The sequence below is a fragment of the Enterococcus sp. DIV1767 genome (genome assembly GCF_050542585.1).
GTDB classification, from domain to species: Bacteria; Bacillota; Bacilli; order Lactobacillales; family Enterococcaceae; genus Enterococcus_D; species Enterococcus_D innesii.
The window spans coordinates 3109576-3133694 of the sequence record NZ_CP172936.1; the positions used below are offsets into that span (position 1 = coordinate 3109576).

Sequence of the window (24119 nt, forward strand, 5' to 3'; positions counted from 1 at the left end):
AGGAGGTTTTTTTACAATGGAAAATTGTATTTTTTGTAAAATCAACAATCGTGAGATTCCTAGCTACAAAGTCTACGAGGATGAGCAAGTCTATGCCTTTTTAGATATTTCCCAAGTCACCCCGGGTCATACATTGGTGATCCCCAAAACGCATGTGACGGATATTTTTGAGTACGATGAAACGTTGGCAGCAGCGGTTTTTGCCCGCATTCCTAAGATTGCTCGAGCGATCGAAAAAGCATTCCCTGAGATCGAAGGCTTAAATATCATCAACAACAATAAAGAATTGGCGTACCAATCGGTCTTTCATTCCCATGTCCATTTGATTCCTCGTTACAGCAAAGACGATGATTTCAAGATCCATTTTGGCAATCACGCAGACAACTACACGGGGGAAGAACTAGCGGCAATCGCCGAAAAAATTGGAAAGCAGGTGGATTAAATGATCGGCAATTTTCTTAAAGGACTATTATTCGGTTCCATCGCCGGCGGCTTAGGTGGTTTGCTTTTTGCACCGAAAAGCGGCAATGAAACTCGTGAAGAATTGATTCGCTATTTAGATGACACGACAGAAGCGACCTTAGAATTCAATGACAGCGTTAAACAGCTAAAGGATGCTGTGATGGTGACCCGCAAAACGATCGACGAAACCATCCCCGTTGTGACCGAATCTTTTACGAAAGATCTGGAAGCCTTCAAATTCCAAGCGCAACCGCGCCTTGCTCGGATCAAAACCCAAATGGAGCAGTTGAATCAGCACATCACGACGATTCAAGCCCAAAGCGCAGAGGATACCAAACAAATTGAAAATTTGTAGTTTTTATGAATTTTGTTTGAAACATCCACTGTTTTCTTCCCAACCATTTCTAGAAGTGGTATAGTAGGTGCAGTGATTATTATGAATCTTTTTTAGAATTAGGAGTGCTTAAACGAATGAAGAAAAAATTAATTTTAGTAGCAGTCAGTGCAATGAGTCTTTTTGCATTAGCGGCTTGTGGTAATTCAAGTGAGGAAATCGCAACAATGAAGGGCGGTAAAATCACTGTTCAAGATTTTTATGACCAAGCAAAAACAAGTTCAGAAAACCAAAATGCGTTGCGTCAAATGATCGTCTTAAAAGTCTTTACTGAAAAATATGGTGATGATGTTACCGAAGACATGATCGATGAGCAATTCAACAATATGGCTGAACAATACGGTGGGAATGATTCCTTTGAATCAACCTTGACTGCCTCTGGTTATACGGTGAAGTCTTACCGGGCAGAATTGAAGCAACAACTTGCTTTACGTGAAGGCTTAAAAGCCAACATGGATATTACTGACGAAGACATGAAAACAGCATGGGATTCTTTCCACCCAGAGGTAGAGGCACAAATCATCAAAGTAGCAAGTGAAGATGATGCCAAAGATGTCTTAGAAGAAGTGAAAAAAGATGATGCTGATTTTGGTGAAATTGCCAAAGAAAAATCAACAGATGCAGCCACAAAAGAAGATGGCGGAACGATCAAATTCGATTCTACTTCATCAGCTGTACCGAATGAAGTAAAAACAGCCGCTTTTGACTTAAAAGATGGTGAAATCTCTGAAGTGATCTCTGCCACCAACACATCAACTTACACGACAGAATACTACATCGTGAAAATGGTGAAAAACCAAGACAAAGGCAACGATATGGATAAATACAAAGATGATTTGACTGAGATCGCTCAAAACACCTTATTGAATGATCAAACATTCGTGGCAGCAACGATCGGTCAAGAATTGCAAGCAGCTAATGTGAAAATGAAAGACTCTGACTTAGCAGACTTGCTTTCTGATTACATCACAGCAGCCGAAACAGAAGATTCAACTGCTGACTCTTCTGCAACAGATGCAACGGACAGCTCAGCGGCAGATTCTTCTGCTACTGATGCAACCGATGACTCTACTGCAACGAGTGAAAGTGCTACAGATTCTTCTGCTGAATAATAAAAAAAGAAGTGCCGTCATAGCGGCGCTTCTTTTTTTGTACCGATTAGATTTCTATCTACGATTCAAATTTTTCCAGCAGCTAACAAAAACCACGCTAAGCAAGCCTAGCGTGGTTTTTGTTCTTTCCGTCATTCACTTTGGTTGATCGTGCTGCAACGTCGCTGCTACACTTCTTTCGGTACATAAAAACTCCGGTTGTCCATGCCAAAAATACGATCCGTGTATTGACCAGGTTCCGTTAAACGGATTGACGTCAGCATCATTTGCATGGAAGCATCCAAGTTATCGATCTGATGGAGGATTTCTGCTTCCATTATGCGGGGCCGAACAGGTGACCCATATTCTAGCAACCCATGATGAGCTAAGACCATATGCCGCAAAACAACGATATCTTCTTCTTTATCATCAAATTTCAAAGCAATACAGGCTTGTGTGATTTCTTCATCCACTAAGACGAGATGCCCTACTAGATTCCCTGCTAAGGTATACTCTGTCGTCATGGGACCTGTCAACTCGATTACTTTTCCTAAATCATGCAAAATAATGCCCGCATACAGCAGTGACGCATTTAATTCAGGGTATTCTTTGACGATCGCTTTTCCTAACCGCAGCATAGTTGTCGTATGATACGCCAATCCACTGGCGAAGGCATGGTGATTGCGCTTCGCTGCTGGAAAGTCAAAGAATTCCTTTTTATACTTGTTCAACAAGAAACGGACGATGCGATTCCAGTGAGGATTTGTGATCTCAAACAAGGTTTGACTGATTTCTTCTTCCATCTCTTCTTTTCGCAAGGGCGCTTTTTCCATGTATTGGCTTGGTTCATGAGGTTCTTCCGGCTTCGCTAAGCGCAAATGCATGATTTTGACTTGGGGATTGCCTTGGTAGACTTCCCGTTTCCCATCTAGCAGTACTACTTTCCCGGGTTCAAAACGGGCGATTTCTTCATCTGATGCATCCCAGAACTTTCCGTCGATCGTGCCGGATGTATCTTGAAAGGTGAAGGCAATAAACTTTTTGCCGTTTTTCGCGATTCGTACATCGGCATTCTTAATCAGTAAGAAAAGTTGAAACGTTTCATCAACAGTTAATTCACGAATTTTTTTCATGGGCTTATTTGGCCGATCAGCCAAATCTTTCACTTCCTTTACTCAGATCCTGGATAGGCTGCTGGTACTTCTGATAATAGCTTACCATTTCTTGGTCAGAAGACAAACAAATTACTTGATAACTTTGACCAAACTCTTTTAACAGCGCAGCGAAGCGTTCCTTACGAACACTGTCATAATGCAACCAACCATCATCAATAATGATCGGGCACAACGGATGATTTTTTTGCAGCGCTAGATAACCGAAACGTAACGCCATGATCAACTGATCCTTCGTGCCTGTGGACAAGTCGATGATCGAAAAGGTCTCGCTGGCATTTGCCGCTACTAACAGACCATTTTCCAGAAGAATCTTTTGATAACGTCCGTTTGAAAGCTGTTCAAAATAAGTCGAAGCGGCTGACAATAGCTGTGGCAATTGCTGTTCTGACAATTCGGTCGTGACATCCGTCAAAATTGAAGCCGCCAACTGACGACTCCCCCATGCCACAGCAAGTTCTTCAATGACCGCCTTTAGCTCACTTTCTTCTTGATAAAGCTGATTCAAGGTGCCGCTTTTTTGACTGGCTGCTGCTTCTAATTCCAAGCGCTGTTTTTGCTCTGTCAACTGCTGTATTTGTGCTTGAAGCTGTGTTTGCTGCTGCTTGATCTGGTCTTTTTGCTGCAGCAATTCTGCTTGTGTCACTGGTTTGGGATAGATCGGTGTTAACATCTCCGCCAATTCTTCTGCTCGCTGCTGCGTGCGTTGCGCCGCTTCCCATTGCTTCAACCAGAGGCTAATTTCTGCGGGGTGATCTAAGCCTTGCTGCTGCAAGAGATCACTGGCCTGGGAAAGTAGTTGGTCGCGTTCATTGCGGGTGCGGTTCAATTGTTGAGCCAGCAGTGTACTAGGTTGTTGCAGCCGTGAAAGCTTGATCGTTTGCATCTCTTCATGAAATTTCTGTAAGATCGCTGCTTTTTCTAACAAGGTTTTGTTTTGCAACGGCAGCCACTCCGCATACGGACGGAACTGCTCGTCAAAGGGGGGCAGTTCTTCTGCGACGGCTTGCCGTTCTTGATAGGCTTGTTTGCGTTGTTGTGAGTAGGCTTGATAGCTAGCAACATCTTCATCATAGGCCAATAGATACGCCTGCCAGCTTTCCACCGGCAAATCACCAAAAAAGGGGGTCAACGCTTGGTGGGCACGATCGATCTGCTGCTGCTTTTGCTGCTGTTCATTTTCCAGCTGTGCCAACTCTTCTCCCAGTAGATCCAGCTGCATGAGGACCGTCTGCCATTCTTGCTTGATACCTTGCTGCTTGTTTGGCGCTGCTTTCATCAGCGGCAAAACACTGCCGATAATCGCTGCGATCCCCGCACCTAATGCAAGCCAGCGCCACGGACTCGGCAAAAAGATACCGATCACTGCTAGCAGCCCACCGACGATCCCTAGCGGCCATAGCGGGCGAGAAACCGGCTTGCGGCCAATCAATTGAGGATGCTGCTGTTCTAAGCGAGCTGCGGTGGCTTGCAAAGGCTGCGCTTTTTCTTCTAAACGCATCATGCGCTTTTCGAGCTCTTCTAACTGCACACGTTCTTGTAGTAAACGTGTGGTTTGTTCATGGATCGAAGCCGTTACTAGCGGCGGCGATTCTCTGCTCCATTGGCGCTTTTCAATCAAGCGATTCAGCTCCGTGATAGCGACGGCTTCTTGTTGATTGGCCGCTGCTTCACGATCTGCCAAACGCGCCATCGTCACTTGCTGCTGCAGCAAGTGATGGATTTGGTGCTCATGATCAAGATAAAAGAAATACTTATCTGATTCTTTTCCTTGCTCCAACTGATCTAATTCTGCTTCTTTTTTGCGAATTTCTTCCGTCAGCTGCTGATACTGCTGATAAAACTGTTTGATGACTTGGACTTGCTGAGGATCGGCTAACGTATCTGCTGGTGCCATTTGCTGCCACTCTTCATAAAGACCCCAATGACTCAGCTGCTGCTGATTTTCCTGATAGGCGTCATTCAATGCTTGATACTGGTGTCGCAAGTCTTGGATCTGTTCTTGCAGCTGGGCGATCTGCTGATACTGCTGTTGGATACGGCTTTCTTCGCTTTCTTTTTCCGCAATCGTTTTTTGCAGTTTTTCTAATTGTTTTAAAGCCTGGTTCAAAGGCAGCTTTTGCCCCCGCGGCTTGTATTGCTGCTGATTGGTGGTTTCATATTGCGCCACTTGCTGCAGCATTTTTTGACTGCCGCTGATCCCTAGAGAAATCAAAGCTTGGTGCAGCTCATTTTCTTCTAGCTTATCGATCTGGGTCAATTGCTCTTGCTGAAAAGTAAAGACATCGAAGAACAACGCTCGATTGAGGGGCTGCAAGTGTTGTGCCAGCCATTGCTCATCAACCGTCTGACCAGCGACATGGACTTTGGCACGACCACGGTCCACTTGCCGATAGCGTTCGACGATCACTTCGCCGAAGGGTTCCAGCGCCAACCATAACTTGCCACCGTAAGCAGCACCGTTTTTGGGGGTATAGTCTTTTTTCTTGGCTGTCTTTTTCGGAAAGCCAAACAAGATGGCGGCAATAAATTGATACAACGTCGATTTTCCGATCTCATTGTGCCCAAAGAGCAGCTGATTTTGCGGATGAAAGGCAAAGCTTTGTTCATGGTATTTCCCAAAACCGGTAATCTCTGCTTTTAAAATTTTCATGACTGCTCCTCCCATTGAAAGTCGTCTTTCAACAATTGTTTAGCTTGCTGCAAGACTTCTTCTTGAAATGATTCATGGGTGATGCCTCGCTGGATCAGCGGATGCTGCAATAGGTCCGACAGTCGGTCCGCAAACATCTCTGGTGACTCATACATCGCTAAAAACTGCAGCATATAATCTTCTGATACCGCCAATGCGATCTTGTCTTCATTGGCTTGCTCGACTTCAAGGGCATAGATCACTTGCAGTGGCTCTGTTTGCGCCAACCGTTCATTGAGGTAGGTTAGCCATTCATTTTTTTCCGCAGCTGGAAACCAATCTGGCGGCAGCTGCTGCACATCGGTCAACACCAGATGCAGCAAGCGCGAACGAGGACTTTTTAAACGCTCGATGATCGCTGGCAATACGGCATTCGAGGCGGTCACATCCGCTAAGGAGACCACTTGCTTTTGCCAAGCGATCTCAGCGATCTCCAAGCGCTCGATCGTTGATCCTTGCGGCGTTAAGTCTGCCAAAATCACCCCAGTCGCCTGTTCTTTCTTGGTCTTTCCTTGGGGTGTACCGGGATAGAGGATCGGTGGCTGCTCTGAGAGCGTCTTAGGTACATGGATGTGCCCCAAGCCCCAATAATCATAGCCTTTTTGCTTCATTTCGCTGATTGAAAAGGGGGCATACCGTTCACCGGCTTGGTCCCCGTGGTAAAGCCCGATATGGTAATCCACCGCTGCTCTTGCAGGAAATTCTGTTACTTTATTTTTAGCGATCCAAGGATGTTGGTAGCTAAATCCACTGATGGCATAGGTTTCACCGTTTTTCGTTGTTCCTTGAACCGTTTGAACTTCTTCTGATGAAAAGAGAATGACGTTTTCTGGAAAAGCAAACCAATACCGTTGCGGATCATAATAATCATGGTTGCCGAAAATCATATAGACTGGGATCTGTGCTTCCCCTAGTCGTTGCAGTTGGGCAAAAAAGTCATGCTGCACTTTTAGACTCGGCCGTGCTTGATGGAATGTATCCCCAGCCAGCAAAACAAAATCGACCGCTTTTTCTAAGGCAACATCCACCAAATTACGGATGATTTTTTGATTGATGGCAGGGAGTTGGGTCTTCACTTTTTCAGATAACAAATGAACCCCTTCAAATGACCGGTCGATATGCAGGTCTGCACTATGTAAAAATCGCATTTCTTTCTCCCTCCTTAATGCTTCTATCATAACATTTCTCAGGCATTCCGTCAGCAAAACACGAAAATTTGTTCGCCTTTTTCATAAAAAAAACCAAAGAAGCGCTTTTGAAACTTCTTTGGAAACGGCTCTTGCAGTTGCAGCCGATTTCTCTGAAGATTCACTTGCTTCTTTGGTCTTTGCTGGTTGGCGATTACGCTTCGTATAGATCTCTTACAGGACCCATGATGATGCGGTTCAAGTCATTGGCTACTAAGCTGAAGGCTTGCTCTTTTTGCATCAAGTCAGAAACGATGCCGTCTTGTTGAATTTTTTGCGATAATTCTTGGGCTTTTTGCGCTTCTTCTTCCGTCATTTCTTCGCCAGCCATCATTTTTTGTTGCAGGCTTTGTTGCAACTCTTGAAACTCTTTGAATAACGCATAGGCTTCTTCATTTGCTTTCAAGCGGTCGAAAGAACCTTTCAAATCTTGAAACTGTTCTGACTCCCGTAATTCACGTTCTAATTGGTTTGCTGTATCATAAATATTTGCCATTTTGACGCCTCCTCTTTTTTTCTAGTATACCATTCTTCTCAGGTTCTAGACTAGCAGTTGCGTAATTCCTTTAATTTCCGCTGATGGAATTCCACAAGCCACCAAACAGTTCTTTCGTTCCTTCTTTGATCTTGCTGCCGAATTCCTTCATGCCTTCTTTGGCGCTTTCGGCAAAGTCATCGATGGTTTGCTGCCAATCATTGCCATTTTGTGACGTACTGCTCTCAGGATCTGGTACTTCATCGGCCGCCATCAGTTTTCCGCCTGTCCAATAAGCGTCTGCAACTTGGAATTGGGTGCCTTGACTATAAGGCAGTAAGCTTTCGGCCTCTGCTTTGAATATTTTCCCAACGACTTGCCCACTGGTTCCTGTTAAGTAATGATCTTCACTCACATGCTCAAATCCTAACCAAGTTGACAGAACCATATCAGGAGTATAGCCGACGATCCATTGGTCATTGACCTTAGAAGCATCAAAGTTGGTCTCTGTCGTACCCGTCTTACCGGCGATCGTAAAGCCGTACGGACTGGCACTAACACCCGTCCCGTTAGAAAAGGTGCCCAGCATCATGCTCGTCATTTTATCAGCGGTCTCTTTAGAAATCACCCGTTTGCCTTGCACAGACGTATTGTCAACGATCACGGCACCGGTAGAATCAACGATTTTGGTGATCAAATGCGGTTTGTAGTAATACCCGCCATTTGCGAAAACGCCATACGCTGCTGCCATCGTCATTGGTGATTCCCCTTTTTCCAAACCACCTAAAGCTAAGCCATAATATTTGTCGGATTCAGTCAAGGAAAGACCGAATTCTTGTGCTTTGCTGTACCCACGATCTAAGCCGATCTCATGCAGCAGCCAAACTGCTGGCAGATTCAAGCTTTGGGCGAGGGCTTGATACATGACTGCTTCGCCAGCATAGGTCCCATCAAAGTTTTGAGCATCATAAAAATCAAGGGGCTCGTCTTTCAGGATACTATCGGGTTCAAACCCAGCTTCTAGGGCAGGGGCGAAGACGCTGATCGGTTTAATCGTGGAGCCTGGTGAACGTTTCATTTGCGTGGCAAAATTAAAACCTCTAAAGACGTGCTCGCCACGACGACCCACCACCGCTTGCACCCCACCGGTATTCGGATCAAGTGCGACAGAGCCAGATTGCACCATCGTGCCATCAGCGGCATTTTCAGGGAACAAGGCATCGTTTTTATAGGCAGCTTCCATTTGTGCTTGGTAGTTTTGATCCAGCGCTGTATAGATCTTGTAGCCGCGATTCATGACATCATCAGCATCCAACCCATAGGATTCGGCTTCATCGATGACCGCATCGAAATAATAAGGATACTTATAGCCAGATTCTGAATTGCCAAATCCATCATACAGTAAATTGGCTAAGGCAACTTGTGATTCTTGGTCAGCAACGGACTGGTCCAACTTGCCGTTATCCACCATCAAACTCAAGACGGTGTCGCGACGGTTCGTGGCGTTTTCCAGATTGTCGATCGGGTTATAGATCGAAGGACCTTTGAGCATCCCCACCAACGTCGCAGCTTCTCCCACGCTTAGTTCAGAAGCATTGACACCGAAATATTTTAGCGAGGCATCTTGAATGCCCCAAACCCCGTTACCGAAATAGGAACTGTTCAAATACATTTCCAAAATCTCATCTTTGGAATATTTCTTCTCGATCTCGATCGCTAAGAAAAGCTCCTTGGCTTTTCGACTAAAGGTTTGATCCAAGGACAGATAGGCATTTTTGGCAAGCTGCTGGGTGATGGTACTTCCCCCACCGCCTTCGGCACTGCGGTTGACCAGCATGCGCAGGGCTGCTCGAGCGATCCCCTTGATATCAAACCCGTGGTGATTATAGAAGTTGCGGTCTTCGGTTGAGATCAAGGCGTTGACCACATCACTGGAAATGGCATCAAGAGAAACGTACGTGCCTTTTTGCGAGTACAACTGCCCTGCTTCATCGCCATTGGCATCAAAAATCACCGTCGATTCTTTCAGACCTGACTCTAATTCACTGACTTTCGTATTTTTGGCGATATAAAACAAATACCCGCTCATGATTAAGATAGCAACTAAACTAAGTAAAATAAAAATTTTATTTACGTGGTATTTTTTCCAAACCCGCTTGCGCCATTGATGAAATTGCTGCAAATACGGTTTTAACCAGCGCCAAAAGGTCAGCCAACCGGTTTTTATTTTGTGAAGGATGTGCTTCCAATCCATTACTTCACGCTCCTTTGGTTAAGTGTAGCATAAATGACTTTCTTTTTTATACGGCTCTAGACGTAATTTCATTCGAAAAGAATGCTTTATTATTCTAGCATTGAATACTCTGTTTTTTATTGTTTTTTTTATAAGAAAAGCTTAAAGATGCTATAATAGTCGGTAGCGAACAGCAAAGAAAGGACGTTTTTATGGAATACACCATGACTTTACCCGAAAATCACCCGCCCATGCCGCTTCGCGAGTTGTTGGAACAGGAGTGGCTCGTCCCACGAAAAGTGCGCCATTTTCTGCGCACACGGAAAAATGTGGCCGTCAATCAGCAGCCTGCGATGTTTCATCAAGAAGTTCGTGGCGGCGATCAGATCACTTTGATCATTGAAGACAGTGATTACAGCTACCAGCCGATCCAGTTAGGTCAAGCAGACAAAGTCGACGTACTTTTTGAAGATGAGCACTTATTGGTACTGAACAAGCCGGCCGGGGTCAAGACGCACCCCAATCAGCCATTAGAAGCAGATACCCTGTTGAATGATGCCGCTGCTTACCTTGCGCCGAAACAGCAGCAGCCTTATGTGGTCCATCGTCTAGACAAAGAAACCAGCGGTGTCGTTTTATTCGCAAAAAATCCCTTGGTGTTGCCGATCTTGGGCCGAATGTTGGAAAACAAACAGATTTTCCGCCGCTATCAAGCCACGGTTTGGGGCAAACTTACGCAAGATCAAACGATCGCCAAAAAAATCGGTCGTGACCGTCACGATCGGCGCAAGCGGATCATTGACCCCCGCAACGGTCAGTCCGCCGTCACCCATGTAACCATCGCCCACGCCCAACAAAAGACAACCGATGTATATTGTGTGTTAGATACGGGTAGGACCCACCAAATTCGCGTCCACCTTGCCAGCATCGGTCATCCAGTCGTTGGTGACCCGCTTTACCAAAACAAACCAGCGCCGCGTTTGCTGCTGCATGGCTACGAATTGCATCTAGAGCATCCCTTTACCAAAGAACAGTTAGTGATCATCGCTCAACCGGGCTTGTGGTAAACAAAAAAAGCATGATGACTTGAGGAACCCCTCTTGTCAGTCATGCTTTTTGGTTTCAGATGTTTTTTTCAATGTTTCTACTCGGGGCTTCGGCTTATAGCGGTAAGTAAGCTGCTGGATCAACGAACTCTGACCACAACGTCTTACTCAATCCAAAGTGCAGATGGACACCAGTCGAGTTTCCAGTCGTCCCCATCGTACCGACTTGGTCGCCGACTGCAACGGTCGCCCCCTTCGAGACACTGACAGCTGTTAAATGAAAATAATACGAGTAAAAGCCGTTATCGTGAGCCAAAATCACGTAGTTTCCAGTGCTTGGGCCATAGCCAGCATCTTCTACCTGTCCATCACGAGCGGCGACGATCTTCTCCCCCGCTTGACCTGTGAAGTCGATCCCGTCATGCTGCGTCCCTGAAAAACCAGTTGGGTCAGCTCGAGTACCAAAACCGCTAGAGATCGACACGGAGCCCGTGATTGGCAGTGAAAATTCACTGGCTGCTGCTTTCTCTGCTGCTTCTTTGGCTTTTTGTTTTGCTTCTTCAGCGGCTTTTGCTTCTTTGTCCACTTTTTCTTGCAAGTCTTGTACTTGCGCTTGCGTTTGCTGCAGCTGTTCTTGTTGGTTCTGCAATTCATTTTTGGCTGTTGCTAGTTGTTCTTTACTATGTACTAATTGGGCTTGCGTCAAGGTTTGGTACGAAGTGATACGTTGTTGTTGGACTTCTTTTTCCGCCAACTGTTGGTTCACTTCCCGTAAAGCTGCTTGTGTTTCACTAAACTTGCGTAGTTGCTGGATCGTGGCTTGCGGTCCATCGACTACCAGGCTGCTTTGCGCTTGGCTTCCTTGGTGCTGGGCTTTTTGGTCATTCAGAGCAGCGATCTGCGTTTGAACTTCCTTGCTTTCTTCTGCCAATTGGTTTAATTCTTCCTGATAATCTGCTAATTGACTTTCCAGCGCTGTGACTTTCTGTTGGCTAGTCGTGACTTCTTCTTCATAAGAGGCTAGTTCTGTGGTCAAAACCGTCAGTTCCTCGCTGCTCTTGGTTTCAGCAGCATAACTGACAGCTGGCTGGAAAAGGGGCAACGTAAGGGCGAGCAATAAAAAAATCTTTTTCTTCAATGAGGTAACTCCTTCTTTTTTTAGTAGCTTGGCTACTGTAACATGCTTATTTATGAAAAAAAAGAGGGTTTTTCCAACAGTTTAAAGTCTATTGTTGCAAATTTTCATGTAAATCACCTATAAAACGGGCTTTTTTTACAAATATTGCAGCCGAATAACAACTTTTATAAGAATTTCTTTAGCTCGCCGATCGTCTTATCCTCGCTCTTGCAGCTTCGCCAATTCCTCAGGAGTTAATTCCCGATACTCGCCTAATGCCAAATCATCTGGCAGGGACAGGCCTCCCATGCGAATCCGTTTCAAATAAACGACTTCTTTTCCTACTGCCTGGACCATCCGTTTGACTTGATGAAACTTGCCTTCATGGAGAATCAGTTTGATTTCGCTGCGCGTTTCTTCTTCATCGACGTTGAGGATCTGCAGTTCAGCCGGCAAGGTCCACTCGCCGTCTAATTTGATGCCTTTGGCAAAGGTTTTTTGATCCTCCGCTGTCATGATTCCCTCGACTTGGGCATAATATTCTTTTTCCACATGCTTCTTAGGCGACAATAATTGATGCGCCAATCCGCCATCGTTCGTAATCAGCAAAAAGCCTTCGGTGTCTTTATCCAACCGTCCTACTGGAAACAAATCTTCGCGAAACGCTTCTTCAGAAAACAAATCTAAGACCGTCTCTTCATAGGAATCGACGGTTGCCGAAATCACTCCAGCGGGTTTATTTAGTAAATAATAAAACTGGCTTTGATAGACGATGGGTTCCCCCTCAAAACAAACGGTATCTTGTGTTTCTAGTACTTGCGCTTTGTCACTCTTGATGACTTGTCCATTGACGGTCACGAGACCTTTTTTGATCAGCTGTTTCACTTCTTTGCGGGAGCCATAACCCATATCCGCTAAAAACTTGTCTAAACGCATTGCTTTCTTCCTTTCATGGAAAACAGCCGCCAAGGTCTCGCAATGGAGGCTCAGCGACTGCTTCTGGTTTTATTTGATGTGTAATTTCTGGCGCAAACGAACCATTGATGAGCCGAGCAGTTTTTCAGCTAAACGCAATTTCAGCGCAATGTAGATGTACACACTGCCACCGACTCCTGCTACTAGCAAGCTCAAGATAAAGGCTTGAACTTTTCTTTCAGAACTGAGGACAAGCCCAAAGAGTTGGCGGGCAATCAACGCTGCGATTACCATAATGATCGTCATCGCGCCAATCAATAACGTCCGTCGCAACGTCAAGTTTACATTGAAATGGCCTTTGCGAATCATCTTGCGAATATTTAGCCAGCAGACGATCCCTAGAGCAATCGTGGTGGAAACCAATGGGCCGTAAACTTGGAACAACCGAATCGCTGGGTATTGCAAGATCACTTTCACCAGCAACCCTACAAAGAAGAAAATAACGGCTTCTTTGTTGTGGTACATTCCTTGAAGCATACTGGAACTAAGCATAAACAAGCCTAAGACCAGTCCAGACAGACAGGCAGCGACTAGGACGCTCGCCCCTAACGCATCTGGGCGATAAAACAAGGTGTATAAGGGATAAGACAGTACGATCATCCCAAAGGTCGCTGGGAACATTACAAAGGAATACAATTGCAAGTTGTTGCTGATCAATTTAGCTAAGTTCTTTTTGTCTTTTTTGGCGACTGCTTCACTGATCAAAGGCAAGCCTGTTGAAGCCATGGAAGTAGCTAATCCGATAACGACCATCGTCAACTTATCAGGATTGCTACCGAAAATCGCCATTAATTCTAAGAGCTGGTCATTTGAAAATTCAGTAAAACTACTCATGATCCGTACAAAGGTGTACTGATCCACCAATTTTAAAATCGTGATCCCAGAACCAACGATAATAAAAGGGATCGCTTCTTTGATGGTCGCTAAAACCAATTCTTTGGTTTGCAGCACCGTTTCTTCTTTGCTCATATCCACTAAAACATCCATCCGCACCCGCTGCTTTTGGAAGTAATAGCCTAATACCAAAATGCTCGCTAAGACACCGATAAAGGCGGCAAAGGTCGATTGCGTCACGGCTGCCGTGTATTCGCCTTCGATGACCCGCATAATGATGAAGGTCGCTAAAAGCATATAACAGACACGAGCGATTTGTTCCACCACTTGCGAGATCGCAAAAGGTTTCATGTCTTGGTTTCCTTGGAAATACCCTCGCATGACACTCATACAAGGAAAAACCAATAAAGCAATACTCAATGAGCGCATCGCAGGAATCAATTCTGCGCCTCCGCCTGAAGCCGTTGCCAACCATGGGGCTGCCAAATACATGATTCCAGCGGTCACCACGCCAAAACCTGCCATCAATTGGAAGGCTCTTAAAAAGAGTTTCTGGCTCGTGCGGTATTCTTGGCGAGAATTATAAAAAGAAATCTGTTTGGCAATTGCCGATGGGATCCCCGCAGTGGAGATCATTAAAAATAAGGCGTAAACATTATAGCCCATTCCAAATAACGCATTTGCTTTATCAGCATTTGCCCCCATCCAATAATACCAGGGTAAAATGTAAATGGCGCCAAGCAAACGTGAGCCGATATTTCCCATCGTCATCCAAGCAGATCCTTGAGCCATTTTTTCTTGTGTAGTTAATTCTTTTGACACTGAACGCATGTGATTATCCATCGCCATTATCTCCAACTTTCTACAAACATATCCCTTCCATTTTAATTCGAAAAAGGGTTGGTCGCAATCTATTTTTGCAACATCTTAAAGTTTCTTCAAAATAAGGAGAAAAAAAAGAAAACTTTTCTCTCCCAAACGGCGGTTTTTAGGAGTTATGCTATAATAAGAGAAATCTTTAGAGGAATGAAGGAGAACAACGATGCAAAAGGAACTCATTACCGTGCCCCAGATCCGCAAGCTCTTATTGCAGGAAAACCTATTGAAAGAAATCATCACCCCCACTGATTGGGTTTATACCGTGCCGCAAGAAATGACTGATCTTGCCTTTACCTCATTAAGCTACGACTCGCGAACAGCCGATGCGGCGACGCTTTTTTTCTGTAAAGGGGCTTCTTTTAAAGAAAGCTACCTAGCCGCCGCCATTGATCAAGGCATTCAATGCTACATTTCAGAAACACCTTATGACAGCTTCGCAACCTACGGGATCATTGTTACGGACATTCGAGAAACGATGGCAGTGATCGCCCAAGCGTTTTATGGCAACCCGCAAGAACAGCTGGTGACCATCGGCATCACTGGCACAAAAGGCAAAACCAGCTGCGCCTATTTTGCTCGGGCGATTTTAGCAGAATCGACGGGTCAAAAAGTAGCATTCTTTTCATCTGAGGAAAACTCAGTCGATGGAAAAACCTTTAATGAAGCAGTGTTAACGACCCCCGAAACACTGGATCTCTATAAAATGATGGCCGAGGCTGTCGCAAACGGCCTGACCCATCTTGTGATGGAGGTTTCTTCCCAAGCCTATAAAACCAAACGGGTCGCCGGTATTACCTTTGATATTGGCGCGTTCTTGAATATTTCGCCTGACCACATTGGACCGGTGGAACACCCGACTTATGATGATTACCTTTACTGCAAACGGGAACTGATCCGCAACAGCAAACAAATGATTTTAAATCGGCAAAGCGATCACTACCACTTGCTGCGAGAAACTTGTGAAGTCCATCAAGTTCCTTATATCACCTACGGACGTTCAGACGCCGATTATGTCGTTCAAGAAGGAATGGACCTAAAGAGTTTTGCCCTGACAGCTACTTCTGATGTCTTGCAAGTCTCTGGTGAATATCAACTGGGGATCTTAGGTTCTTTCAACCATGAGAACGCCGCAGCGGCGATTTTGGCTGCCTGCTTAGCGGGTGCCTCTCGTGAGGACGCCCAGAAAGTCCTGCCGACAGTGATCATCCCTGGACGAATGATCGTTTTAGAAAAAGAAAATGGGGCAGTCATGATTGTTGATTATGCCCACAATTACCTTAGCTTCCAATCATTAAGTGAACTTGCCCGTCAATTGCGCCCAGATGGCCGCCTGCTTTTTGTCACTGGTAGTGCGGGTGGCAAAGCCCAATCTCGCCGAGCAGATATGGGACGAGCATTAGGAGAATATGCGGACAAAGTCTATCTGACTAGCGATGATCCTGATTTTGAAGAAGCATCGGCGATTGCCCAAGAGATCGCCGACGCTATCATCAATCCTGAAGTTGCCGTCATTCTTGAGATGGATCGGGAACAAGCCGTCAAATCGGCGATCTCTGAAGCAAACAGTAAGGATATCGTGATTATTGCGGGCAAAGGTGCCGAACAATACTTGAAAGTTGCCGGAAAAAAAGTCCCTTACATTGGTGACTTGACCTTAGCGCAGCAGCAAGCCAAGCACTAATAGCAATGCCTCAACCAAAAAAGCTTTCAGATGATCGGTTAAATCATCTGAAAGCTTTTTTCTGCGTGATTAAGGTTGTTCGTCTTCGTAAGTCTCATAGACATAGGGTGCGCCATCATAACGGAATTCTGTTGAAATGGCGGCGTCAAGGTCTTCGGTAAACATTCGTTTGCTGAAAGGAAACAAAAAGACTTGCCCTTCTTTGGCATCTTCGGCTGCTAAACGGTAAAACAGCTCTTCTTCTGTTAATTGTTGATTCAACTGTTCCAAGACATCGGCAGTGACTGCCTCTTCTTCATAGCCAGGTTTGGCAATCCGTGCATAATCTTCAAAAAAAGCCGTTTGGCCTTCAAATGATTGATACTCCATGTAAGTCCCCTCTTTCTTTTCTCTTTCTTTATTATACGAGAGTCCGTGAGGATCAGCGAATAATATGATCGCTAACAAGCGGAATTTTGGCTTTTTTGGCGCTTAAATATGTCAGAAACATTTCAAGTGTATTACGAATCAATTATTTGACAAAATCAGATTGAACACGTATCCAAATTTTGTATAATGATACATAGAGACTATAAAAGGGGCAAATGTAATGAACAACGCAAAGAAAAAATTATTCGTCGGTACTGGTGCTACAATTGGTTTTGTCGCAATCGTTGCTATGATGGCTCAGTTCATGATTTCCAATCATCTATTTGGCGGAAGTGATGCTTCATCAGAAATTTTCACTCGCGCTACGTATCCAAACGGCTTTCTACTAGTGATCTTGATTCCATTGGTCGCAACAGCCGCTTTGTTCTATGGGATCATTCGCAAAAAATAACAAAAAAGTGTTGCTGAGAACCACTCAGTAACACTTTTTTTCTTTGTCGCTACCAAAAAGCTGCCTAACAGACTGTCGATCTGTTAGGTAGCTACGTTTTTAGCGTTTAGTTTGCAACGATATTGACCAATTTATTCGGTACGACGATCACTTTGCGGATCGTTTTTCCTTGGAGCTGTTCTTGGACAAGTTCGTTTTCTTGCGCCAATTGTTCAAGCACTGCTTTTTCGGCATCCGCTGGCACCATTGCTTTGGCGCGAACTTTGCCATTGACTTGAAAGACGACTTCGATCTCATCTTCCACTAGGGCACTTTCGTCATAGGTTGGCCATGGCACATAGGAGATCCCATTGTCATTTCCGAGGATCGACCAGAGCTCTTCCCCGATATGCGGTGCGATCGGAGCCAATAGCTGCACAAATCCTTCGACATATTCGTAAGGCAAGGCATCGGCTTTGTACGCTTCATTGACGAAGACCATCAATTGGGAAATCGCCGTATTGAAATGCAGCTGCTCAAAATCTTCCGTCACTTTCTTAACTGTTTGATGGTACACTTTCGACAATTTGCCATCGTTGAATGTCGTGATGCGGTCGCGCATTTTGCCATTTTCATCGACGATCAAGCGCCACACGCGATCCAAGAATTTACGACTGCCTTCAAGACCATTCTCATTCCAAGCGATCGATGCATCCAGTGGGCCCATAAACATTTCATATAAACGCAAGGTGTCCGCACCGTATTGGTTGACGACATCATCTGGATTGACGACGTTGCCGCGGGATTTTGACATTTTTTCATTATTTTCCCCAAGGATCATCCCTTGGTTAAACAATTTTTCAAATGGTTCTTTCGTTGGTACAACACCGATATCGTACAAGAATTTATGCCAGAAGCGAGCATAAAGTAAATGCAAGACAGCGTGCTCTGCGCCACCGATATAAATATCGACTGGCATCCAGCGTTTCAATTTATCGTAGTCAGCCAAAACAGACTTATTATGAGGATCGATAAAACGTAAGAAATACCAGGAACTTCCAGCCCATTGCGGCATCGTATTGGTTTCCCGACGTCCTTTTTTCCCAGTTTCAGGGTCGGTGACATTGACCCAATCCGTGACATTGGCTAATGGCGATTCACCAGTACCGCTTGGTTTGATATTGTCGGTTTTTGGCAAACGCAACGGCAGCTGATCTTCAGGAAGCGTCGTAGTCGTCCCATCTTCCCAATGGATGATTGGGATTGGTTCCCCCCAATACCGTTGACGAGAGAACAACCAATCGCGAAGACGATAGCTGACTTCTTTTTTCCCAACATGGTTTTCTTCCAACCATGCGACCATTTTTTCGATGGCAGTCTCTTTGTCTAGCCCATCCAAAAAGTCTGAATTGATATGCAGTCCATCTTCGGTATAGGCAGATTCTTCCACGTTGCCCCCTGCCAATACAGGAATGATCTCTAAGCCGAATGTTTTGGCAAATTCGTGGTCACGTTCGTCATGGGCAGGAACCGCCATGATCGCACCTGTTCCATAAGAAGCCAAAACGTAATCGGCGATCCAGATCGGGATCTCTTTGCCATTCACGGGATTGATGGCATAGGCACCAGTGAAGACACCGGTTTTTTCTTTGGCCAAATCTGTTCGGTTCAAATCAGATTTTTTCGACGCTTCTTCTACATAGGCATCAATGGCTGCTTTTTGTTCAGGGGTAGTGATTTGTGCCACTAGCTCATGTTCTGGCGCCAATACGGCGTAGGTCGCACCAAACAAGGTATCTGGGCGAGTCGTAAAGACGGTAAAGTCTTTTTCCATCTCTGCCACTTTAAACGTTACGTTGGCTCCGACAGAACGTCCGATCCAATTGCGTTGCATTTCTTTGATGCTTTCTGGCCAATCAACTTCTTCAAGATCGTCCAACAAACGATCAGCATATGCCGTGATTTTCAGCATCCATTGGCGCATCGGTTTGCGGATCACATCATAGCCGCCCCGTTCACTCTTGCCGTCAATGACTTCTTCATTGGCAATCACAGTTCCAAGCTCTGGTACCCAGTTTACTGGAACTTCAGCTTCATAAGCTAACCCTTTTTCATAAAGCTTGGTAAAGATCCATTGGGTCCACTTGTAGTATTCAGGGTCTGTCGTGTTGATTTCACGATTCCAGTCATAGCTGAAGCCTAACGAATTGATCTGACGACGGAAGGTCTCAATGTTTTTCTTTGTGAATTCCGCTGGATCATTTCCTGTGTCTAGTGCATATTGTTCGGCAGGCAGACCAAAGGCATCCCAGCCCATTGGGTGCAGTACATTGTAGCCTTGGCTGCGTTTGAAGCGGCTCAAGATATCCGTAGCCGTATAGCCTTCTGGATGTCCGACATGTAATCCTTGTCCAGATGGATATGGGAACATATCTAGCGCATAAAATTTTGGTTTGTCCGGCTCATCATGGGTGTTGAATTCATTTTTCTTCGCCCAATATTTTTGCCATTTTTTTTCGATTTCTTTGTGATTGTAATTCACGATGGACTCCTCCTAAAAATTGGTGTTTTGCTCGTCAAATCAACTAGCAAAACTTAAAAAAAGTCCTATAAAAATCGCTATGATTTTTATAGGACGTTATCAACGTGGTACCACCTAAGTTTATCTGCTCCTCAAAAAAGCAGACCTCGATGTTTTAACGGCCATCGCCGTATCTGCCTAGCCAATTCAGGTTCAGTCAGATATCACTCGAAGACGAGTTCGAAAGGTGTGCTGTGCATTTCCACCAACCATGCACTCTCTAAAAGTCCCACCGTACTTCTACTATTCCTTCTCAAACGTGAAAGTTTCTTTGCACTTATCCTAACAAAAATCATTAGGAATAGCAATCTATTTTACCCTAACTGTTTGTCCTGGGTAAATAAAGTTATTTTGAATATTGTTCCATTGGATAAATTGATCCGTCGTGATGCCGAACTTATCTGCGATTCCCCAAACGGAATCCCCCGATGCGACCTTGTAAGAACCATTTGTCGTGGAAGTACTGGTGGTAGCTGCCGTGCCGCCTTGCTTAACGACCACCTTTTGTCCTGGATAGATAAAATCATTTTTGATGTTGTTCCAGCTGCGGAATTGATCCATCGTAATCCCATGTTTATTGGCAACTGACCAGACTGAATCCCCAGCTGCCACCGTATAGGTATTGCCTGCAACACTACTGCTGGTTTGGTTGCTGACGGTCGTGCTTGTTGTAGTACTCGTTGCGGAACTACCGCTGACAACCACCTTTTGTCCTGGATAGACATAGTCGTTTTTAATGTTGTTCAAACTGCGGAATTGATCCATGGAAATCCCATGTTTGTTAGCAATCGACCAGACCGAATCGCCAGCTGCCACCGTGTAAGTGCCGCCACTGCTTTGGCTAGCCGTTGATGCCGTGCTGACGGTCGTAGTACTGCTGGTATTCGTAGACGATCCACCGCTGACGACAACTTTTTGCCCTGGATAGACAAAATCATTTTTGATGTTGTTCAGGCTGCGGAATTGATCCATCGAAATGCCATGCTTATTGGCAATCGACCAAACCGAATCGCCAGAAACTACGGTATAGGTGTTGCCTGATGTAGTTGCTGAAGTATTACGATTAACGATCGATACTGTTGAAGTTGTCGAAGTACTTTGGGTGCTGCCGTTGACATTCAACGTTTGCCCTGGATAAACAAAATCGTTTTTGATGTTGTTCAAACTGCGCAACTGATCCATGGAGATACCATGTTTGTTAGCAATCGACCAGACCGAATCGCCTGAAGCGACTGTATAGGTTTGACTTCCGCTCGTGCTAACAGCTGCCGTTGTAGTCGTGGTATTGGTTGATGCGCTAGCTGTGGCACCACCACCGGCATTGCCAGAAGCTGGTGTGTCATATTGCGTCAAACCAAATTGTTGGATCACGGCATTCAGGGAAGAAGCATAGTTTGGTGCAGTCGCATAGCGACCTGCTAGCCATGCGGTTGCATCAAGATATGAAGTCGTATTGCTCTTCCAAGCGCCAGAATAATACGCGACACCGCTTTGTAAAGAGGTTGAGCGTAAAGTACGTGCATTATCTTCGAATGATTGCGTGTAAGATGGGTAGCGCTTAAAAGGTTCATTCATAGTCAACCATTGATTGTTCAAGTACTCCAAGGTACTCATATAAACGGTTTGACCGTTGTAGCTGCCTTTGATCCCGAATAAATTATAATTTGGTGCTTTTGATAAACTGCTTCGGCCCCAACCACTTTCTAAAATGGCTTGTGCGATCATCACAGAAGCATATAAATCGTTGGCTTGTGCCACGGGCTGAGCGTACGTAGCGATTTCAGCAATAAATGCGGAAGTATTCGGCGCGGCAAAATTGCTAGTAGAAACTTGGGCGATCGAGGTCTCTACGGCTTCTGCTTGAACCGATGACACCAATGGAGCTACAACAGAGCAAGCAGTCAGTGTCGTTCCTAAAACAACTGCACTTTTTTTGATCACTCGATACTTATCGCCCGATTGGTCTGCTTGACGATGTACTTTTCTTGATTGACTCGTGTTCATGTCCGTTATTCCTCCGTTTTTTCCTTATAGTGAACGTAGATTTAGTATACAATTTCTTAAGAATTTATAAAAGGTATTTGAGCCGATTTCAGAAACTGTAAACTCTTTGTAATCAAACAAACATTTATTGAAATGAAGAGTTTGTATTTAACCAAACGAAAGCTATTCTTTGAAAGTGGGAGAATCCTTGATTGGTCCCCTGCTTTTTCCGTCGTGCGATAAATGCTATAATACCTTCTAGATGTCTCTTTGCTTGTAGGGACAGAAATTCTCTAGAAACGAGGCTTTTCCATGCATAAAAAACTATATTTTCAATTTGCCGGCAGCTGCTTTTTACTGCTGTTCGTTTTTCTTGGCTATCTCGTGAAATTTTATCCTACTTGGTTGGTCTCCTTTGACGAAACCTTGACTCGCATCATCCGCACCGGCTATCCGTTTTGGACACCGTTTTTTCTATGGGTCACAAAATTTGCGAATCCTACCACGATCATCTTGCTCTTTCTTGCTGTTTTAGCCGTTTTAGTGATCAACAAATATTATGCAGAAGCACTATGGCTCAGTATCGGCACCATCGGGATTGCCGGGCTCTTTAATCCATTGATCAAACTGGTTTTTTTACGGGAGCGACCAACCCTTGAACACTTAGTCACGGAATCAAGTTTTAGTTTCCCCAGCGGACACTCGACAGGCAGTATGGTTTTTTATGGGACATTGCTCTTCTTGGTCCCGGTTTTCTTCAAGCAGCCTTTTTGGCAATGGGGACTCCGTATTCTGTTAGGCCTATTGATCGGTTGTATCGGCATTAGCCGCATCTATGTTGGCGTGCATTTTCCCAGTGATGTGTTAGGTGGGTTTTGTGTTGGCCTTTCATGGCTGCTGTTGACCTACCCTTACTACTTGCAAAAAAGCTTTGTCTGGCGCTTCACCCGTAAACAATTATAAAAGAAGGTAAAAAAATGAATCCATTTCCTTATGCAGAAGATAAAAACAAACGATACCATTCGTGGAACTTTGCTTTGCGGCAAGAATTTGGCGAAAAAATCTTTAAAGTCCCCATTGATGCCGGCTTCGACTGCCCCAATCGTGACGGCACCGTTGCCAAAGGCGGCTGTACATTTTGCAGTGTGTCCGGCTCTGGTGATATGATCGTAGCACCTGAAGCCCCGCTGCCAGAGCAGTTTGAAAAAGAGATCGCCATGATGCACAAAAAGTGGCCGCAAGTGGACAAATACATTGTCTATTTTCAAAACTTTACGAACACTCACGCACCGGTGGCAGTGATCCGCGAGCGCTTCGAGCAAGTGCTGACACTACCTGGTGTTGTCGGGATCTCCATTGGGACCCGACCAGACTGCTTACCAGCAGATGTCGTTGACTATCTGGCAGAACTCAATCAACGATTTTATTTATGGGTCGAATTAGGACTGCAAACGACGTTTGAAACCACGAGCAACGCCATTAACCGCGCCCATGATTATCAAACTTACTTAGACGGCGTCGCCAGCCTGCGCAAACACAATATTCGTGTCTGTACCCATTTGATCAATGGCCTGCCAGGCGAGACGATCGAGATGATGCAAGAAAACGTCCGCCGTACCATTCAAGATTCTGATATTCAAGGCATCAAACTGCACCTGCTGCATTTGATGCGCAATACTCGGATGCTGCGGGATTATCATGAGGGACGTTTGCAATTGATGCGGCGCGATACCTATGTGTCATTGATTTGTGATCAGTTAGAGATGATCCCCCCAGAGATCATCATTCATCGCTTGACAGGCGATGCACCATGGGATTCTCTGGTAGGTCCAATGTGGAGTTTGAAAAAATGGGAAGTCTTGAATGAGATCGATCAAGAAATGTTGCGCCGCAACTCCTATCAAGGAAAATTCAATGTGCGAAAGGAGCCAGTCGATGCTGCCGACCGCCATGCGCTATAGCCACACCCTTTTAAAAGAAGTTCTGCAACCGGGACAAACCGCCGTTGATGCCACGATGGGCAACGGCTTCGACACGGAATTACTGGCTTCCTTAGTTGGACCGACTGGTCAGGTGTTTGCTTTTGATATTCAGGAACAAGCCCTGGAAGCTACCAAAAAGCGGTTGGCTGAAAAAGAGCTGTTGGCGCAAGTCCAGCTGATCCATCAAGGCCATGAGACGTTGGCAGATGTTGTGAGTGGTCCGGTTCACGCCGCCATTTTCAATTTAGGCTACTTGCCTAAAGGAGACAAAGCGATCATCACGCTGCCTGATACAACGAAAACGGCTTTAGAAGCTTTACTGACACGTTTAGCCCCGAAAGGTAGAATCATCCTCGTCTGCTATTATGGACACGCTGGCGGCGAAGCAGAGCTGAAAGAAGTCCACTCCTTTTGTCAGCAGCTGCCGCAAGAGGCATTCAATGTCCTTTCCTATCAATTTATCAATCAGCGGAACCAGCCGCCGATCTTATTTTGTATCGAACGAAAAAACCATCAGTCCTCGGCACGTTAAGGTG

The 24119-nt window shown here is 45.2% G+C and carries 20 protein-coding genes and 1 other annotated feature; of the genes, 9 read left to right on the top strand and 11 right to left on the bottom strand.

The features are described 5' to 3' along the window. Positions 1-16: 16 nt before the first annotated feature. From IGI78_RS14665 to IGI78_RS14675, 3 genes are all read left to right on the top strand, one after another. A complete protein-coding gene (locus IGI78_RS14665) occupies positions 17-442 on the top strand; it encodes an HIT family protein (protein ID WP_005227719.1) in 426 nt (141 codons plus the stop codon). Next, on the top strand, positions 443-817 hold the full coding sequence (locus tag IGI78_RS14670; protein WP_077452358.1) for a YtxH domain-containing protein: 375 nt from the start codon (positions 443-445) through the stop codon (positions 815-817). A 116-nt stretch (positions 818-933) separates the two neighbouring features. Continuing rightward, complete coding sequence (locus IGI78_RS14675; protein ID WP_077452359.1) at positions 934-1968, top strand: peptidylprolyl isomerase; 1035 nt, start codon at positions 934-936, stop codon at positions 1966-1968. Between the two features lie 167 nt (positions 1969-2135). On the opposite strand, the gene IGI78_RS14680 is transcribed toward IGI78_RS14675, so the two are convergent. From IGI78_RS14680 to IGI78_RS14700, 5 genes are all read right to left on the bottom strand, one after another. After that, the gene (locus IGI78_RS14680) at positions 2136-3080 is read right to left on the bottom strand and encodes a 3'-5' exoribonuclease YhaM family protein (RefSeq protein WP_081117852.1); all 945 of its coding nucleotides are present in this window, start codon (positions 3078-3080) and stop codon (positions 2136-2138) included. Positions 3081-3096: 16 nt separating this feature from the next. After that, on the bottom strand, positions 3097-5772 hold the full coding sequence (locus tag IGI78_RS14685) for an AAA family ATPase (protein ID WP_195266249.1): 2676 nt from the start codon (positions 5770-5772) through the stop codon (positions 3097-3099). Next, positions 5769-6959, bottom strand: a complete 1191-nt coding sequence (locus IGI78_RS14690; RefSeq protein WP_229045644.1) for a metallophosphoesterase family protein — start codon at positions 6957-6959, stop codon at positions 5769-5771. Before IGI78_RS14690 ends, IGI78_RS14685 begins: the two co-directional genes overlap by 4 nt. A 193-nt stretch (positions 6960-7152) precedes the next feature. Then, positions 7153-7494: a YlbF family regulator gene (locus IGI78_RS14695; RefSeq protein ID WP_005227708.1), complete on the bottom strand. Its 342-nt coding sequence runs from the start codon at positions 7492-7494 to the stop codon at positions 7153-7155. Positions 7495-7564: 70 nt separating this feature from the next. Then, positions 7565-9727, bottom strand: coding sequence for a PBP1A family penicillin-binding protein (locus IGI78_RS14700; protein WP_081117837.1), 2163 nt, complete (start codon positions 9725-9727; stop codon positions 7565-7567). A gap of 191 nt (positions 9728-9918) precedes the next feature. On the opposite strand from IGI78_RS14700, the gene IGI78_RS14705 reads away from it, so the two are divergent. Then, positions 9919-10773 (top strand): RluA family pseudouridine synthase, encoded by an 855-nt coding sequence (locus IGI78_RS14705; protein ID WP_077452364.1) that lies wholly within the window; start codon positions 9919-9921, stop codon positions 10771-10773. 94 nt (positions 10774-10867) lie between these two features. Here IGI78_RS14705 and IGI78_RS14710 read toward each other — a convergent pair whose 3' ends face one another. The 3 genes from IGI78_RS14710 to IGI78_RS14720 all read right to left on the bottom strand — a co-directional run bounded on the left by IGI78_RS14710 (position 10868) and on the right by IGI78_RS14720 (position 14521). Next, positions 10868-11944: a M23 family metallopeptidase gene (locus tag IGI78_RS14710; RefSeq protein ID WP_081117838.1), complete on the bottom strand. Its 1077-nt coding sequence runs from the start codon at positions 11942-11944 to the stop codon at positions 10868-10870. A gap of 141 nt (positions 11945-12085) precedes the next feature. After that, entirely contained in the window at positions 12086-12805 is a 720-nt protein-coding gene (locus tag IGI78_RS14715; protein ID WP_077452366.1) for a pseudouridine synthase, read from the bottom strand. 69 nt (positions 12806-12874) lie between these two features. Beyond that, positions 12875-14521: a putative polysaccharide biosynthesis protein gene (locus tag IGI78_RS14720; protein ID WP_081117839.1), complete on the bottom strand. Its 1647-nt coding sequence runs from the start codon at positions 14519-14521 to the stop codon at positions 12875-12877. Positions 14522-14720: 199 nt separating this feature from the next. On the opposite strand from IGI78_RS14720, the gene murE reads away from it, so the two are divergent. Continuing rightward, positions 14721-16238, top strand: coding sequence for a UDP-N-acetylmuramyl-tripeptide synthetase (gene murE, locus IGI78_RS14725; RefSeq protein WP_081117840.1), 1518 nt, complete (start codon positions 14721-14723; stop codon positions 16236-16238). Between the two features lie 69 nt (positions 16239-16307). On the opposite strand, the gene IGI78_RS14730 is transcribed toward murE, so the two are convergent. Then, on the bottom strand, positions 16308-16607 hold the full coding sequence (locus tag IGI78_RS14730; RefSeq protein WP_008382014.1) for a DUF5960 family protein: 300 nt from the start codon (positions 16605-16607) through the stop codon (positions 16308-16310). A 220-nt stretch (positions 16608-16827) separates the two neighbouring features. On the opposite strand from IGI78_RS14730, the gene IGI78_RS14735 reads away from it, so the two are divergent. Beyond that, positions 16828-17058 (top strand): hypothetical protein, encoded by a 231-nt coding sequence (locus IGI78_RS14735; protein ID WP_081117841.1) that lies wholly within the window; start codon positions 16828-16830, stop codon positions 17056-17058. Positions 17059-17164: 106 nt separating this feature from the next. Here IGI78_RS14735 and leuS read toward each other — a convergent pair whose 3' ends face one another. Together leuS and IGI78_RS14745 are read right to left on the bottom strand one after the other, a co-directional pair. Next, positions 17165-19579 (bottom strand): leucine--tRNA ligase, encoded by a 2415-nt coding sequence (gene leuS, locus IGI78_RS14740; RefSeq protein ID WP_081117842.1) that lies wholly within the window; start codon positions 19577-19579, stop codon positions 17165-17167. An 86-nt stretch (positions 19580-19665) separates the two neighbouring features. Further along, positions 19666-19885 (bottom strand) — a binding site (T-box leader). 42 nt (positions 19886-19927) lie between these two features. Beyond that, positions 19928-21622: a muramidase family protein gene (locus IGI78_RS14745; protein WP_081117843.1), complete on the bottom strand. Its 1695-nt coding sequence runs from the start codon at positions 21620-21622 to the stop codon at positions 19928-19930. Positions 21623-21913: 291 nt separating this feature from the next. Between IGI78_RS14745 and IGI78_RS14750 the strand changes: the two genes are divergently transcribed. Genes IGI78_RS14750 through IGI78_RS14760 form a run of 3 tightly spaced genes read left to right on the top strand, consistent with a single transcriptional unit; the run spans position 21914 to position 24115 of the window. Next, positions 21914-22564, top strand: coding sequence for a phosphatase PAP2 family protein (locus tag IGI78_RS14750; RefSeq protein WP_430618116.1), 651 nt, complete (start codon positions 21914-21916; stop codon positions 22562-22564). A 14-nt stretch (positions 22565-22578) separates the two neighbouring features. Beyond that, a complete protein-coding gene (locus tag IGI78_RS14755) occupies positions 22579-23562 on the top strand; it encodes a TIGR01212 family radical SAM protein (protein WP_077452372.1) in 984 nt (327 codons plus the stop codon). Next, positions 23537-24115 (top strand): class I SAM-dependent methyltransferase, encoded by a 579-nt coding sequence (locus IGI78_RS14760; RefSeq protein ID WP_430618117.1) that lies wholly within the window; start codon positions 23537-23539, stop codon positions 24113-24115. The genes IGI78_RS14755 and IGI78_RS14760 overlap by 26 nt, the downstream gene beginning before the upstream one ends. Positions 24116-24119: the final 4 nt, after the last annotated feature.

Excerpts from the sequence above, each read along its gene's own strand:
- IGI78_RS14665 (WP_005227719.1), top strand. The coding sequence starts at position 17 with ATGGAAAATTGTATTTTTTGTAAAATCAACAATCGTGAGATTCCTAGC.
- IGI78_RS14670 (WP_077452358.1), top strand. The coding sequence starts at position 443 with ATGATCGGCAATTTTCTTAAAGGACTATTATTCGGTTCCATCGCCGGC.
- IGI78_RS14675 (WP_077452359.1), top strand. The coding sequence starts at position 934 with ATGAAGAAAAAATTAATTTTAGTAGCAGTCAGTGCAATGAGTCTTTTT.
- IGI78_RS14680 (WP_081117852.1), bottom strand. The coding sequence starts at position 3,080 with ATGAAAAAAATTCGTGAATTAACTGTTGATGAAACGTTTCAACTTTTC.
- IGI78_RS14685 (WP_195266249.1), bottom strand. The coding sequence starts at position 5,772 with ATGAAAATTTTAAAAGCAGAGATTACCGGTTTTGGGAAATACCATGAA.
- IGI78_RS14690 (WP_229045644.1), bottom strand. The coding sequence starts at position 6,959 with ATGCGATTTTTACATAGTGCAGACCTGCATATCGACCGGTCATTTGAA.
- IGI78_RS14695 (WP_005227708.1), bottom strand. The coding sequence starts at position 7,494 with ATGGCAAATATTTATGATACAGCAAACCAATTAGAACGTGAATTACGG.
- IGI78_RS14700 (WP_081117837.1), bottom strand. The coding sequence starts at position 9,727 with ATGGATTGGAAGCACATCCTTCACAAAATAAAAACCGGTTGGCTGACC.
- IGI78_RS14705 (WP_077452364.1), top strand. The coding sequence starts at position 9,919 with ATGGAATACACCATGACTTTACCCGAAAATCACCCGCCCATGCCGCTT.
- IGI78_RS14715 (WP_077452366.1), bottom strand. The coding sequence starts at position 12,805 with ATGCGTTTAGACAAGTTTTTAGCGGATATGGGTTATGGCTCCCGCAAA.
- IGI78_RS14720 (WP_081117839.1), bottom strand. The coding sequence starts at position 14,521 with ATGGATAATCACATGCGTTCAGTGTCAAAAGAATTAACTACACAAGAA.
- murE (WP_081117840.1), top strand. The coding sequence starts at position 14,721 with ATGCAAAAGGAACTCATTACCGTGCCCCAGATCCGCAAGCTCTTATTG.
- IGI78_RS14730 (WP_008382014.1), bottom strand. The coding sequence starts at position 16,607 with ATGGAGTATCAATCATTTGAAGGCCAAACGGCTTTTTTTGAAGATTAT.
- IGI78_RS14735 (WP_081117841.1), top strand. The coding sequence starts at position 16,828 with ATGAACAACGCAAAGAAAAAATTATTCGTCGGTACTGGTGCTACAATT.
- IGI78_RS14745 (WP_081117843.1), bottom strand. The coding sequence starts at position 21,622 with ATGAACACGAGTCAATCAAGAAAAGTACATCGTCAAGCAGACCAATCG.
- IGI78_RS14750 (WP_430618116.1), top strand. The coding sequence starts at position 21,914 with ATGCATAAAAAACTATATTTTCAATTTGCCGGCAGCTGCTTTTTACTG.
- IGI78_RS14755 (WP_077452372.1), top strand. The coding sequence starts at position 22,579 with ATGAATCCATTTCCTTATGCAGAAGATAAAAACAAACGATACCATTCG.
- IGI78_RS14760 (WP_430618117.1), top strand. The coding sequence starts at position 23,537 with ATGCTGCCGACCGCCATGCGCTATAGCCACACCCTTTTAAAAGAAGTT.